The organism is Pseudooceanicola algae (genome assembly GCF_003590145.2).
Classification (GTDB): domain Bacteria; phylum Pseudomonadota; class Alphaproteobacteria; order Rhodobacterales; family Rhodobacteraceae; genus Pseudooceanicola; species Pseudooceanicola algae.
Genome location: NZ_CP060436.1, coordinates 132,954 through 145,434, shown reverse-complemented (window position 1 = coordinate 145,434; position 12,481 = coordinate 132,954). Strand labels below are relative to the sequence as shown.

Sequence of the window (12,481 nt, the reverse complement as noted above, 5' to 3'; positions counted from 1 at the left end):
GGGCCTCCGGCAAGAAGATGACGCGATCAGGGCGGCGATCAGACGCCTGCACCACCGGCGGCAAGCACGGTCACGGCACGACGGTTCTGGGAATAGCAGGCTTCTTCCGAACAGATCGCCAGGGGGCGTTCCTTGCCATAGCTGATCGTACGAATGCGCCCGGGCGCGACGCCTTGCGACACGAGGTATTCGCGCACCGAATTGGCCCGCCGTGCGCCAAGCGCAAGGTTGTATTCGCGCGTGCCCTGTTCGTCCGCATGGCCTTCGATCACCGCATCGTAGTCGGTGTTGCGGTTCAGCCATTGCACCTGACCGGCAAGGACCTGTTCGGCCTGCGGGCTCAGCGTCGACTGGTCGACCAGGAACAGCACCCGGTCACCGACCGTTTGCTGGAAATAAAGCGGCGAGGCCGGGTCGTTGGAACTGCCCGGCACCACGGCGCCACCTGCCCCGGCCCCACCGGCGCCATTGGCCCCGTCGAGGTAATCGAACCGGTCGGGATCGGTACAGCCCGCCAGCGCCAGACCGGCGCAAAGCAGCAGCGCCTTGGGCAGCAGGGAACGGGACTTGCTGGTGTCGGAATTCTGCGCCTGGGGCCGCTTGCCCCGCGACGAAGTGGTCTTTGCCGGATAGATCATCTGTAAAGCCTCGGGTTTATTGCTTTGGATCAGTTTAGCACGTGTGACGGGGCCACGGAATGCCCGGCATTTCGCCGGGCCCTCCGGGGGAAAGGATCAGCGTTGCAGCGGCGACCAGGCCGGGTCGCTGGCCCCGCCGGGGGTCTGGACGCGCTGCAGGTTGCGCCCGGTGACATCCACCGAATAAAGCGACGACGACCCGGTTGCGCCCTGGGTTTCCCGCGCGAACATGATGACCCGGCCATTGGGCGACCAGGACGGGCCTTCGTCCAGGAAAGACGCGGTCAGCAGCCGCTCAGAGGAGCCATCGGTGCGCATCACGCCGATATGGAAGCGCCCCTTGCTTTGCTTGGTGTAGGCGATCATGTCGCCGCGCGGTGACCAGACGGGGGTGCCATAGCGCCCGTCGCCAAAGGAAATCCGACGCGGCTCTCCGCCCTGTGCGGACATGATGTAAAGCTGCTGGGTGCCGGAGCGGTCGCTTTCGAAGACGATGTTCTGTCCATCTGGCGAAAAGCTCGGCGCGGTCTCGATCGAGGGAGCATTGGTCAGGCGCACCGGCTGGCCGGAATTCACGTCCATGCGGTAGATGTCGGTATTGCCGCCCTGGCTCAGCGAATAAACCACGGTGCGCCCATCCGGGCCGAAGCGCGGGGAAAAGCTCATGTCGCCATCGCCGGTGTTCAGCACCCGGCGCTGCACGTTGCCCACGTCCAGCACATAGATCCGCGGCACGCCGGTTTCATAGCTGGTATAAAGGACCCGGTCCCCGGTCGGGGAAAAGCGCGGGGCGAGAACCAGCGCGGTGCTGTCGGTCAGGTACTGGGTGTTGGCACCGTCGTAGTCCATGATCGCCAGCCGCTTGCGCCGGTCGTCCTTGGGGCCGGTTTCCGCGACATAGACGACTCGGCTGTCGAAATAGGGGCCTTCTCCGGTGATCCGGGAATAGACCTCGTCCGCGACCTTGTGGGCCATGCGCCGCCAGCCGTCCGTGGTGCCGGAGAACTGCAGCCCGGTGCCCATTTCCTGCCCTGCGAAGACATCGAACAGGCGGAATTTCACATTGACCTGACTTCCCTGCACGGCAACCGCGCCGGTGATCAGGGCCTCGGCGTTGACGGCCTTCCAGTCGGGGAATTGCACCGGCGCGCCAAAGGAGGTCACGCGCCCGATCTGCGCGCTTTGCGGGATTTCGCGGAACAGGCCGGTGCCGGCCAGATCCGAGGCAACGACGCGGCTGATCTGCGCGGCAAGATCACCGGCCTGTCCGCCTTCGACGACGAAATCGGGCACCGCGAAGGGCATCGGTTCGATCACGCCCTCGGTGATCTCGATCCTCAGTGGTCCGGAGGATTGCGCCGCGGCGAGCCCTGGCAGCAGGGCCGCCCCCATGAGGGCGAGAACCGCTGCGGCAGAGGTCAGAAGGGATCGGGTTCGTTGCGATGAGATCATTACAGATTCCGCATGTTTTCCGGGTTAAAAGTCATTTCGATGTTCTGCCATTGGTCGTACTTTTCAGCCGGCAGAGGATAGCCTTCTCTCTGGCAAGCTAGCACGGCACGGCGCGCATCCAAGAAGGCCGTCCGCGCCGCCGAGGCTTCGCCACCGGTTGCCGCCACCATTTCAATCGAATTGGGCAGAACACGGCCTTCGCGGTCCATCGAGAAGGCCAGCGTCACGGTCACCTGCGCCGCCGGTGAACCCGGATCGACCGACCAGCAGGATTCGACCGACAGGCGGAGGTTGTTCATCTCTCCGGCCGTCAGGGGCTGAGCCTGAGAATCGCTGCCCTGTCCGCCAAGCGCCTCTGCCAGGGCCTGATCGATCAGCGCCTGCTGGGTGTCGGGATCGGCTTCGGGGTCGGTTCCGGTGCGGGCGTGGGGGCCGGGGTCGGCTTGGGTTCGGGCGTGGGCGCGGGGTCAGGTGTGGGCGTGGGCTCAGGTTCCGGGGTCGCGGTCGCGGTATCGCTCGCCGGGGCCTGTTGCGGTTCGGGTTCAGGCTCGGCCGCGATGACCGGCGCGGGCCGGGTCCTGGGCCGCACGGATTGCTCCGGGGCGCGCGGCGCCGGTTCCGGCGCGGCGGCAGGTTCATCCGCTTCGGTCACGATGCGGGTGGTGCTTTCTTCCGGGGCGGCGGCCTCTTGTTCGGGCTGCACGATCTCGGCCGGCGTGTCGGATGGCGCGACCTCTTCACGGGCGACATCTTCGACCGGGACGTCGGTATCCGGCCGCTCGACCGGCTCGGGGTCACACAGGGCGCATCCTGCGGGGCGGGCGGGGCTTCGGGCCGTGTCGGCGCCGGCTCGGGGGCAGCGCGGCGGTTACGTCCGGGGCGTGGGCGTATCGGGCTGCACCGGGACCAGCGGTTCCGGGCGCGCCTGCGGGGGGCGCGGTTCGGGCGGTGTTTGCGGCGGCGTGACGGTGGGTTCTGGTTCCGGCGCGGGCATATCGGGCTGGGTGGTTTCGGTCAGCGCCTCGGGGGGCAGCGGCTCTGGCTCGGCCTCTTGCAGGGTTTCCTGCCGGGGCATCTGCGGTTCCGGCGCGGGCGGCGGTTGCTGCGGGTTTTGCAGCGCCGCGAATTCCTCGGCCGTGACGATGGAGACCGGGGTCACCTCGACCTCGGGCGGGGTCGACTGGAACAGGCCGCTGAACAGCAGCCAGCCGATCAGGCCGATATGGCCCGCCCCGGATATGACTTGTCCTGCGTTCATGGCGATCTAATTTTCTGCGCCGGTCCCCGGCGCCCCCGCACCGGATTCAGCCCCCAGATCCGGGCCGCCGGTATCCGTGACCAGCCCGATGTTGGCAAAGCCCGCGCCGTTCAGCGCACCCATGATCTGCACCACCTGTTCATAGGAAACGGCGCCATCGGCGCGCAGGTAGATCCGGTCGGAGCTGCGTTCCGCCGCAACAGCACGCAGCTTGGCCACGAGGTCCTCGCGGGCGGTTTCGGTGGTCTGGATCAGCACGCCGCCATCGGCCGTGACGGTGACGGTCAGCGGCTCTTCCTGCTCGGAGGGCAGCGACGTGGCCGCGGTCTTGGGCAATTCGACCGGCACCCCGACGACCATCAGCGGCGCGGCGACCATAAAGATGATCAGCAGCACCAGCATGACATCGACGAAGGGCGTGATGTTGATCTCGGCCATGGGACGGGCGCGGCCACCGCGACGCCGCCCCCGGCGCCCCGCCTTGCCACCGCCCGAAGATTGCATCGCGGCCCCCATGCTCAGCTCTCCAGCTGGCGGTTGAGGATGGTGGAAAATTCGTCCGCGAAGGCTTCGTAGCCGCCGACGATGCGATCGGAATCGGTCGAGAACTTGTTGTAGAAGATCACCGCCGGGATGGCAGCCAACAGGCCAAGGGCCGTGGCCAGAAGCGCCTCGGCGATACCGGGGGCGACGACGGCCAGGTTGGTGTTCTGGCTTTCGGCGATGCCGACGAAGGCATGCATGATGCCCCAGACCGTGCCGAACAGCCCGACGAAGGGGGTGGTAGAGCCAACTGTCGCCAGCACCGGCAGCCCGGATTGCAGCGCCTCGGCCTCCTTGGCGATGGCGACATCCATGCTGCGGTCGATGCGGGCCTGCGCCCCGGCGATCATCTGGCCGTCATTGCGTTGCGAGCGCCGCCATTCGGTCATGCCGGCCGCGAAGATCCGCTGCGAGCGTCCCGAAGGGTCGGGCCCGATTTCGTCGAAAAGCTCGTCCAGCGGTTCGCCCGACCAGAAGGCCCGGTCGAAATGCGTCGCCTCGCGCCGGGCCCGGCGGTAGGAGATGAACTTCTGGATGATGATCGACCAGCTCCAGAAAGACGACAGGACCAGCAGGGCCATGACGATCTTGACGGTCGGTGTGGCGCGGGCCACCAGGCCGAGCATCGAGAAGTCGAGCTCCTGCGCCGCTGCGAGGGTAGTTGGATCCATATGCCTGCTCTTTGCCGTGTCGGCTGTCTCTTGCAGCCTGATTGCCCGGCAAATTACAGCAGCCCGCGACGAAAGGCCAATGAATTGCCGTTGATCGCCCTTTCTGCGCTGTCGCTTGCGCCTCGCTAGTGCAGCATCAGGCGGATATCTGCCGGCAAACGGACCGGATGGCCGGTGTCCGACAGGGCGACAAGGGTGATGTGCGAGGAAAACAGGATGTCGCCGCCGCACAGCACCTCCTGCTTCAGGACGATCCGCGCGCCGGTCACCGCTTCGGGCGTGGTTTCGACGACCAGTTCATCGTCGAATTTCGCCGGAGACAGATAATCGGCCTCGATATGGCGGACGGCAAAGACGATGCCGTCGCGGGACTTCATTACAGCCTGGTCGATACCAAGGCTGCGGACCCATTCGCTGCGCGCTCTTTCGATGAATTTCAGGTAGTTCGCGTAATAGACGATACCGGCAAGATCGGTGTCCTCGTAATAGACTCGCAGGCTGAAACGATGGGTCATCGGGTGTCCTTTGGCCGGGTTCGGGCACAGTGAACCATTCCGGAACAGACCCCGCAAGAGGGGTCATCGCTCTTTGCGGACTGCCCGCCAGCCGGCCCCCCCCTGCCCGGTCAGTTGTAGAACCGCTGCGCCCTTGCCGCCAGGCGCAGCGCCAGGCTGGCGTCGTCGCTGAAGCCGGGCAACACCGGATCATAGGCCGCATTCAGGATCGCGGCGAGGTCGGGCCGCAGCAGCCCCTGCCCGGTTTCCCCATCCCGCACCAGGGCAGAGCTTTCGGCAAAGGCGTCCGGCGCCCAGAGCAGCATCGCCTTCAGCATCTGTTCCAGCCCCAGGTCCGCTGCCGACATCTTTACCAGCGCCCCCCGCATCCGCAGAAAGACAAAGCCCGCCTTGATGGAATTATCCGCATCAAAGCGGAAGAACCGGTATTGATCGGCATCCTCGCGCTGCAGGCGGGGCAGCAGATCCGGCAGGTTCGGCACCAGCTGATCCATGTTCTGCACCTCGGCCAGTTCGTGCCAGTCCTTCAGGAAGAAGATCATCAGATTGGCGCCCAGGTCCGCGTCATTGTCCGACATCTTGTGCCCCGCAGCCATGACGACGGTCTCGATCGCGCCCTTCAGCGGCGGCAGGCTTTCGTCGGCCGCCCCGAAGATCACCGGCACGATGGGCCGCGACCAGCGGGCAAAGCGGAACTGACCCTGCTCGTCGGTGAACAGCGTTTCGATCCGGGGGGCGTCTGGGGCAAATCCGGCCATTGGGGGCTCCTTTCGTGGCGCCCCTGCTTCACAGGCCGAGGGGCGGAGATCAAGGTGAAAGCGCGCGCCCTTACCCGCCGAACAGGTCCGGGCCATCGGCCTCGCCCGCTCGGCCCGCTGCGCGCGGCGGGGTCAGGCCAAGGTGCTGCCAGGCGCGCTGCGTCAGCATCCGCCCGCGCGGGGTGCGCTGGATCAGGGTTTGCTGCAGCAGGTAGGGCTCGATCACCTCTTCCAACGCATCGCGGCTTTCCGACAGGGCGGCCGACATGGTCTCGATCCCCACGGGGCCACCCTGATACCCCTCGCCGATCATGTTCAGATAGCGCCGGTCGGCGCCGTCGAGGCCTAGGTGATCAACGCCAAGGCGGGTCAACGAGGAATCCGCCAGTTCGCGCGAAATCCGGCCATCTCCCTCGACCACGGCGAAATCCACCACCCGGCGCAGCAGACGCCCGGCGATCCGCGGCGTGCCCCGGGCGCGCCGGGCGATTTCGCGCGCGCCATCTGGATCGGCGGGCACGCCCATCAGCCGGGCATTGCGGGTCACGATCTCGTGCAATTCATCCACCGTGTAGAATTGCAGCCGCGTCGGGATGCCGAACCGGTCGCGCAGCGGCGTGGTCAGCAGGCCAAGGCGCGTGGTCGCCCCGACAAGGGTAAAGGGCTGAAGCTCGATCCGGACGGTGCGGGCGGCGGGGCCTTCGCCGATCACGAGGTCGAGCTCGAAATCCTCGAGCGCAGGATACAGGACCTCTTCGACCACGGGGTTCAGACGGTGGATCTCGTCGATGAACAACACGTCGCGGGCTTCGAGGTTGGTCAGGATGGCAGCCAGATCCCCGGCCTTGGCCAGCACCGGGCCCGAGGTCATGCGGAAATTCACCCCCAATTCGCGGGCCATGATCTGCGCCAGGGTCGTCTTGCCAAGGCCCGGCGGACCGTGGAACAGCGTGTGGTCCATCGCCTCGCCGCGCTGGCGCGCGGATTGGATGAAGACCGACAGGTTGGCCCGCGCCTCGGCCTGCCCGATGAAATTCTCAAGGTGCTGGGGCCGCAGGGCACGCGTATCCGCCGCCGCATCTTCGGGCAGCGGGTCGGCACGCAGGGTGGGATCGGGCTCGGTCATGGGGGCCTTTCATGGGGGCCTTCGGAGGGGCGAACGGGGCTGGGCCCCGCTGTCGTCAATCTGCGGGGCCTAGTCCTTGGGCGCAAGCAGGCGCAGGGCGGCGCGGATCAGCCCAGAGGTATCGAGATCGGGCGTGTCCCCAAGCGCCGTCGCCACGGCCGAGGCCGCCTCGCCCGGCTGATAGCCCAGGTTGGTCAGCGCCGACAGGGCATCCCCCTGCGCGTTCACCACCGGGACCGCCGGCGCTGGGGCAGCTTTGCGCGGCGCGGGGGCGACCGGGGCCTCGGGTTCGACCACCGCATCGCCGATGGCCGTTGGCCCGGCGCCCATGGCCATCACGCCGGGGGCCTTGTCCTTCAACTCGGTCACCACGCGCTGTGCGATCTTCGGCCCGACGCCCTTGGCCGCCTTCACCGAATTCCAGTCGCCAAGCGCGATGGCCCGCCCGACGCCATCCGGCCCCAGTGCCCCGAGGATGGCAAGCGACGCCTTGGCCCCCACCCCCTGAACCGAGGTCAGCAGACGGTGCCATTCCTTTTCCACCAGCGTCGGGAAGCCGAACAGCTGTTGCAGGTCCTCGCGCACCAGCATGTCGGTATAAAGCGCGACCGGCTGGCCCGGCCCGGCAAGGGCGGCGAGGGTCCGGTCCGAGCAATGCACGATATAGCCGACCCCGCGCACGTCGATCAGCACGTGATCCAGCGCCTTGTAATCGAGAATGCCGGAAATCTTGCCGATCATGCCTGCCTCCGGATCGCTTCCGCCAGGGAAGAGGCCATGTAATGCGCATGGCACAGGGCCACGGCCAGTGCATCCGCCGAGTCCGGCCCGGCCAGCTTCACGCCCGGCAATTGCAGTTTCACCATATGCTGCACCTGTACCTTGTCCGCATGGCCGACCCCGACCACGGTCTTCTTGATCTTGTTGGGAGCATATTCACCGACCTCCAGCCCGAAGCGCGCCGGCACCAGAAGTGCCACGCCCCGGGCCTGACCCAGCTTCAGCGTGCCGGCCCCGTCGCGGTTGACGAAGACATGTTCGACCGCCGCCGCATCGGGTTCATATTGCGCGACAACCTCGCTCAGCTGGTCATGCAGCGCCAGCAGGCGGCGCGGCAGATCCGGCCCGGTTCCGTGACAGACGCCATTGCCGATATGGCTGATCCGGCTGCCTTCGACACGAATCACACCCCATCCGAGGTTCTGCAATCCGGGGTCGATGCCCAAAATCCGCATGCTCTGCCCTGCCCTTTCGTCGATTTTTCCCGTTCTGAGGGGACTTTTTTACGGAATAGCACGAAGCAAGAACATGCGCCAAGCAATTTGGAATTTGAACCAAAGCGTCACGAGATGTCGCGGACAGACAAATCCATGTCGAAAACAGGCGATTCGCGACGCGAATTCACCTGCCTGTGAAGGGAAATCTTCGGATCTGTTACAATTTCCTGAAGATCGCCACAGGCATGCAAAAAATGCATGCGGCCATGCAAAAAATGGCGCTTGATTGGGCGAAATGAAAACTCTACCTGCGGCTCAGAACAGACCGATACGGCCTATGCCGAACGACATTCCTGACCCGGTTCCCCTTGAAAGGAAACTCTGATGACCGCGACCCATACAAACCCGAATTCTTCCCTGCACTTGTCGGCCGCCAGCGCCGTCTACCGCGTGATGACCGCCGTCATCAACTGGAACGACGCCCGCGCCACCCGCAAGGCCCTGTCCCGCCTGACCGACCGCGAACTGAACGACATCGGCCTCGTCCGCGGCGATATCGACTCCGTCGTCGGCCGCTGACGGCTGCTGCGGCCGAAAGGTCGCAAGGGGAACGGAAAGAACCGCTCCGGCCAGGCCGGGGCGGTTTTTTCTTGTCCGGAGGGCGGGGAAAGCGCCGGGATCTGTGTGATCAGACGGCCTTTTGCAGGGTCAGCGTGGTCCATTCCCGGATCTGTTCGGAATAATGCAGCTTGAACCCCTGGGCCTGGTAGGCCTCCAGCACTGAAGGGGCCTGTTCGTTCAGCAGGCCGGACAGGATGGTATAGCCGCCCGGTTCCAGATGGGCGGCGATATCCGGCGCCAGCCCGATCAGCGGCGCCATCAGGATATTGGCGAAGATCAGGCCATAGGGCGCGCCGGCGGCAAGCTCCGGGTGATCGAAGCCGGTGGCCTCGATGCATGTGACCGATCCCTCCATGCCATTGGCCGTCAGGTTCGCCACCGCCACGTCGACCGCAACCGGGTCGATGTCGCTGGCCACGGGCTTGCCCGGCCAGATCGCCGCCGCCCCCATCGCCAGAACCGCCGTGCCGCAGCCGATGTCGGCGGTGCGTTCGGTCTGGAAGCCTTCGTTGTCCAAGCGGTCCAGCGCCTTCAGGCAGCCCAGGGTGGTGCCATGGTGGCCGGTCCCGAAGGCCATCGCGGCCTCGATCAGCAACGGTACCGCGCCATGCGGGATCTTGTCGGCATCATGCGAGCCATAGACAAAGAAGCGGCCTGCCTCGACAGGCGCCAGATCGCGGCGCACCTTGGCGACCCAATCGGTTTCCGGCAGCTCCGATACCACGAAGGGTTTGGCATTGTTCATCACCGACAGCAGCGCCAGACCAGCGGGATCGGGCGCTTCGTGGAAGTAGCCGCCGACCTCCCACAGACCGGAGCCATCTTCCATCTCGAAGACCCCGATGCCGTAGGGTTCGGGCATCAGGCGATCCATCGCCTCGCCCAGAGCTTCGGCATCGGCCTTGTTCGTCAGGGTTGTATAGGCGGTATAGGTGGGCATGGCTTACCTCGCAGGGACGGGATCCCGTGCGGGGTAGAGACAAGCATGCCGGGCGTCAAGCTGGACAGCATGGGCAGCGCCTGATCGGCGTTGATCGGGGACGGGCGCGCCGGAACGCGCCCCTGGGGCCTCACTCGGCCGGTTTGATCCGCGCCAGCAACGGGGAGAGCACGGTTTCATGCCCAGGTTCGGGATGGCGCGGCACCAGCAACGCCAGCAGCAGCGACACCGCCGCCATGCCCGTCGCCAGGAAGAAGACCCCACCGGGCGACACCAGCCAGAGGTAGCCGAGTGCCGCCGGCAGGAAGACCGCCGCGATATGGTTGATCGTGAAGGCGACCGCCGCCGTGGGGGCGATATCGCCGGGGTCGGCAATCTTCTGGAAATAGGTCTTCAGCGCCATGGCCATGGCGAAGAACAGGTTGTCGATCACGTAGAGCACCGAGGCCAGCAGCAGCCCCCAGCCGAAGGCATAGATGCCCCCGTAAAGCGCAAAGACGATGACCAGCCCGGTGTATTCGAAGACCAGGACCCGGCGTTCCCCGAACCGGCCCACGGCGCGGCCGATCATCGGCGCGGTCACCATGTTGGCCACCAGCGTGATCAGGAACAGCGATGTCACCTGATGCACGTCGAAGCCGAAGCGTTCGACCAGCATGAAGCCCGCGAAGACGACAAAGATCTGCCGCCGTGCGCCCGCCATGAATTGCAGCAGGTAATACAGCCAGTAGCGCCGCCGCAGGACCAGCTCGCGGCGCTGCGGATTGGGGGCCTCATATTGCGGGTAGATGAAATAGGCGGCAACGGCCAGCAGCGTGGTGACCACCCCGGCGGTCATGAAGACGATATTGTAGCTTAGCCCCAGCGCATCCCAGAACAGCACGATCAGCCCATAGCTGACCAGCGTCGCGGCCGATCCCACCGCCATCAGCTTGCCCAGCACCCGCGGTGCTTCGGCCCGACTGAGCCATTGCAGCTGCAACGACTGGTTCACCGCCTCGTAGTAGTGAAAGCCGATCGAGCTGAAGAAGGTGATCGTCAGAATGCCGCCGAGCGAAGGGAAATAGGCCGTCAGCGCCGTCGAGATCCCCAGCAGGCACAGCGAAGCCACCGCCAGCACCTGTTCGCGCACGAAAAGCAGCACGAAGATCACCCCGAAGGACAGAAAGCCCGGAATTTCACGAACTGTATGCAACCAGCCGATATCATGGCCGTCGAACCCCACCGCGCCGATGACGAAGTTGTTCAGCAGCGCCGACCAGGTGGCAAAGGAAATCGGCTGTGCCACGGCCATCAGCACCAGCAGGGCGACCGGACGGCGCCAGAACGGCTGGGCATGGGCTTCGGACAGGGGGCGGGACATTCTCATCCTTTTCCATTAGCGACAGGACAAGGACAGGCACAGATAATTCTTCGCACAAAAATGAACATCCGGGTCTCGGATTTCGGCAGGCGGCAAAACCCGCTAGCCTGACATCGACCCACCCCTTTTGCGCCCGGCATCGGCCCGGGGCGACAAACCGTCACCAGAGATCAGCCCCGATTTCGCGGGCAACGGAGCCCCAATGACATCTTTTCTGACCCCCTGGCGCAGCGCGGCTGCGGCATTTGCCCTGAACGGGATGCTCATCGGATCCTGGGCGGCGCGGGTGCCGGCTGTGATGCAGACCCATGAGCTGAGCAATGGTCGCTTCGGCCTATACCTGCTTGTGATGGGCATCGGTGCGCTGCTGTCCTTTCCGCTGGCCGGACGGCTGTCCGACCGGCTGGGCGCGGCGCGGGTCACCTCCTGGTGCGCGCTGGCCTACCTTGCGACGCTGGTGCTGATCGGTCTGGCACCGGGACCCTGGGGCCTGGCGGTCATTCTGGCGCTGTTCGGGGCCAGCCACGGGTCGATGGATGTCACGATGAACGCCTGGGCGACCGAGGTGGAAAAGCAGATGGGACGGTCGGTCCTGTCCTCGATCCATGCGATGTGGAGCTTTGGGGCCGGGGCGGGTGCGGCGCTCGGCTTCGGGGCGACGGCGCTTGGCCTGTCGGTGGCGGCGCATTTCGCGCTGGTCTCGGCCCTGGCCCTCGCTTCACTCTGGCCGATGATGCGCGGCGCGGTCGGAGTGCGCCGCACACCAGCGCCCGAAACCGGCCCTCGTCGCCGCCCGCCGGTCTTCGCCGTGCCACGTGGTGCCCTGGTGCCGGTCGGGATCTTTGCGCTGGCCGCAGGCCTTGGCGAAGGCGCCATGGCCGATTGGAGCGCGGTCTTCCTGCACGAAGTCACCGGCATGGCGGAGGCGCCGGCCGCTCTGGGCTATGCGCTGTTCGCGCTGGCCATGGTGGCGATGCGTCTGGTGGTGGACCGCTTGATCACCCGCGCCGGCCCCGTGATCGTGGCCCGTGCCAGCGCGCTGACCGCCGCCCTCGGGCTGGCGCTGGCGGTGGGGGTCGCGACGGGGCCAGCGGCGCTGTTGGGCTTCGTGCTGACCGGGCTGGGCTATGCCGCGCTGATCCCGCTGGCCTTCAGCCGCGCCGCCGCCGACCCGGAGGTGCCGACTGGACAGGCCATCGCCGGTGTCTCGACCCTGGGTTATGGCGCGATGCTGCTGGGGCCGACGCTGATCGGGCAGATCTCGGAATGGGCCTCGCTGCGGCTGGCCTTCGGATTGCTGGGGGGTGTCGCGCTTTGCGTCGCGGCCATGGCGCCGATCCTGTCGCGCAAACCGTAAGACCCGCGCAAGGCCCTGGCCG

Annotated in this window: 16 protein-coding genes; 2 read left to right on the top strand and 14 right to left on the bottom strand. The window is 66.1% G+C overall.

Translation table 11 applies throughout. The annotated features are described in order from the left end of the window. Window positions 1-38 precede the first annotated feature (38 nt). The 12 genes from pal to ruvC form a co-directional block, all read right to left on the bottom strand. The gene (gene pal / locus PSAL_RS00690; protein ID WP_119838612.1) at window positions 39-638 is read right to left on the bottom strand and encodes a peptidoglycan-associated lipoprotein Pal; all 600 of its coding nucleotides are present in this window, start codon (window positions 636-638) and stop codon (window positions 39-41) included. A gap of 96 nt (window positions 639-734) precedes the next feature. After that, the gene (gene tolB, locus PSAL_RS00685) at window positions 735-2,090 is read right to left on the bottom strand and encodes a Tol-Pal system beta propeller repeat protein TolB (protein WP_119838611.1); all 1,356 of its coding nucleotides are present in this window, start codon (window positions 2,088-2,090) and stop codon (window positions 735-737) included. Beyond that, a complete protein-coding gene (locus PSAL_RS00680; RefSeq protein ID WP_196941886.1) occupies window positions 2,090-2,389 on the bottom strand; it encodes an energy transducer TonB in 300 nt (99 codons plus the stop codon). Before PSAL_RS00680 ends, tolB begins: the two co-directional genes overlap by 1 nt. Window positions 2,390-2,463: 74 nt before the next feature. Next, window positions 2,464-2,793 (bottom strand): hypothetical protein, encoded by a 330-nt coding sequence (locus PSAL_RS00675; protein WP_196941885.1) that lies wholly within the window; start codon window positions 2,791-2,793, stop codon window positions 2,464-2,466. A gap of 165 nt (window positions 2,794-2,958) precedes the next feature. Then, window positions 2,959-3,348, bottom strand: a complete 390-nt coding sequence (locus tag PSAL_RS00670) for a hypothetical protein (protein WP_196941884.1) — start codon at window positions 3,346-3,348, stop codon at window positions 2,959-2,961. A 6-nt stretch (window positions 3,349-3,354) separates the two neighbouring features. Beyond that, window positions 3,355-3,864: a protein TolR gene (tolR, locus tag PSAL_RS00665; RefSeq protein ID WP_119839096.1), complete on the bottom strand. Its 510-nt coding sequence runs from the start codon at window positions 3,862-3,864 to the stop codon at window positions 3,355-3,357. A 2-nt stretch (window positions 3,865-3,866) separates the two neighbouring features. Further along, complete coding sequence (gene tolQ / locus PSAL_RS00660) at window positions 3,867-4,562, bottom strand: protein TolQ (protein ID WP_119839097.1); 696 nt, start codon at window positions 4,560-4,562, stop codon at window positions 3,867-3,869. A gap of 125 nt (window positions 4,563-4,687) precedes the next feature. Next, window positions 4,688-5,077: a tol-pal system-associated acyl-CoA thioesterase gene (ybgC, locus tag PSAL_RS00655; RefSeq protein ID WP_119839098.1), complete on the bottom strand. Its 390-nt coding sequence runs from the start codon at window positions 5,075-5,077 to the stop codon at window positions 4,688-4,690. Window positions 5,078-5,187: 110 nt separating this feature from the next. Continuing rightward, window positions 5,188-5,835: a hypothetical protein gene (locus PSAL_RS00650; RefSeq protein WP_119839099.1), complete on the bottom strand. Its 648-nt coding sequence runs from the start codon at window positions 5,833-5,835 to the stop codon at window positions 5,188-5,190. A gap of 70 nt (window positions 5,836-5,905) precedes the next feature. Then, window positions 5,906-6,961, bottom strand: a complete 1,056-nt coding sequence (ruvB, locus tag PSAL_RS00645) for a Holliday junction branch migration DNA helicase RuvB (protein WP_119839100.1) — start codon at window positions 6,959-6,961, stop codon at window positions 5,906-5,908. 69 nt (window positions 6,962-7,030) lie between these two features. Next, entirely contained in the window at window positions 7,031-7,702 is a 672-nt protein-coding gene (gene ruvA / locus PSAL_RS00640; protein WP_119839101.1) for a Holliday junction branch migration protein RuvA, read from the bottom strand. Continuing rightward, window positions 7,699-8,196 (bottom strand): crossover junction endodeoxyribonuclease RuvC, encoded by a 498-nt coding sequence (gene ruvC, locus PSAL_RS00635; protein WP_119839102.1) that lies wholly within the window; start codon window positions 8,194-8,196, stop codon window positions 7,699-7,701. The genes ruvA and ruvC overlap by 4 nt, the downstream gene beginning before the upstream one ends. A 366-nt stretch (window positions 8,197-8,562) precedes the next feature. Here ruvC and PSAL_RS00630 point away from each other — a divergent pair, with 366 nt between their 5' ends. Next, complete coding sequence (locus tag PSAL_RS00630) at window positions 8,563-8,757, top strand: DUF1127 domain-containing protein (protein ID WP_119839103.1); 195 nt, start codon at window positions 8,563-8,565, stop codon at window positions 8,755-8,757. A gap of 109 nt (window positions 8,758-8,866) precedes the next feature. Here PSAL_RS00630 and PSAL_RS00625 read toward each other — a convergent pair whose 3' ends face one another. Then, complete coding sequence (locus PSAL_RS00625; protein ID WP_119839104.1) at window positions 8,867-9,739, bottom strand: 50S ribosomal protein L11 methyltransferase; 873 nt, start codon at window positions 9,737-9,739, stop codon at window positions 8,867-8,869. A gap of 130 nt (window positions 9,740-9,869) precedes the next feature. Further along, window positions 9,870-11,108 carry an MFS transporter gene (locus PSAL_RS00620; RefSeq protein WP_119839105.1) on the bottom strand — a complete coding sequence of 413 codons (1,239 nt, stop codon included), beginning with the start codon at window positions 11,106-11,108 and terminating at the stop codon, window positions 9,870-9,872. 196 nt (window positions 11,109-11,304) lie between these two features. Between PSAL_RS00620 and PSAL_RS00615 the strand changes: the two genes are divergently transcribed. Then, window positions 11,305-12,459: an MFS transporter gene (locus tag PSAL_RS00615; RefSeq protein ID WP_119839106.1), complete on the top strand. Its 1,155-nt coding sequence runs from the start codon at window positions 11,305-11,307 to the stop codon at window positions 12,457-12,459. Window positions 12,460-12,481 lie beyond the last annotated feature (22 nt).

Bases quoted from the DNA above. Each gene is read 5' to 3' on its own strand.
- PSAL_RS00650 (WP_119839099.1), bottom strand. From the start codon at position 5,835: ATGGCCGGATTTGCCCCAGACGCCCCCCGGATCGAAACGCTGTTCACC.
- ybgC (WP_119839098.1), bottom strand. From the start codon at position 5,077: ATGACCCATCGTTTCAGCCTGCGAGTCTATTACGAGGACACCGATCTT.
- PSAL_RS00615 (WP_119839106.1), top strand. From the start codon at position 11,305: ATGACATCTTTTCTGACCCCCTGGCGCAGCGCGGCTGCGGCATTTGCC.
- tolB (WP_119838611.1), bottom strand. From the start codon at position 2,090: ATGATCTCATCGCAACGAACCCGATCCCTTCTGACCTCTGCCGCAGCG.
- PSAL_RS00630 (WP_119839103.1), top strand. From the start codon at position 8,563: ATGACCGCGACCCATACAAACCCGAATTCTTCCCTGCACTTGTCGGCC.
- PSAL_RS00625 (WP_119839104.1), bottom strand. From the start codon at position 9,739: ATGCCCACCTATACCGCCTATACAACCCTGACGAACAAGGCCGATGCC.
- ruvA (WP_119839101.1), bottom strand. From the start codon at position 7,702: ATGATCGGCAAGATTTCCGGCATTCTCGATTACAAGGCGCTGGATCAC.
- ruvB (WP_119839100.1), bottom strand. From the start codon at position 6,961: ATGACCGAGCCCGATCCCACCCTGCGTGCCGACCCGCTGCCCGAAGAT.
- ruvC (WP_119839102.1), bottom strand. From the start codon at position 8,196: ATGCGGATTTTGGGCATCGACCCCGGATTGCAGAACCTCGGATGGGGT.
- PSAL_RS00670 (WP_196941884.1), bottom strand. From the start codon at position 3,348: ATGAACGCAGGACAAGTCATATCCGGGGCGGGCCATATCGGCCTGATC.
- PSAL_RS00620 (WP_119839105.1), bottom strand. From the start codon at position 11,108: ATGAGAATGTCCCGCCCCCTGTCCGAAGCCCATGCCCAGCCGTTCTGG.
- tolQ (WP_119839097.1), bottom strand. From the start codon at position 4,562: ATGGATCCAACTACCCTCGCAGCGGCGCAGGAGCTCGACTTCTCGATG.
- tolR (WP_119839096.1), bottom strand. From the start codon at position 3,864: ATGGGGGCCGCGATGCAATCTTCGGGCGGTGGCAAGGCGGGGCGCCGG.
- PSAL_RS00680 (WP_196941886.1), bottom strand. From the start codon at position 2,389: ATGAACAACCTCCGCCTGTCGGTCGAATCCTGCTGGTCGGTCGATCCG.
- pal (WP_119838612.1), bottom strand. From the start codon at position 638: ATGATCTATCCGGCAAAGACCACTTCGTCGCGGGGCAAGCGGCCCCAG.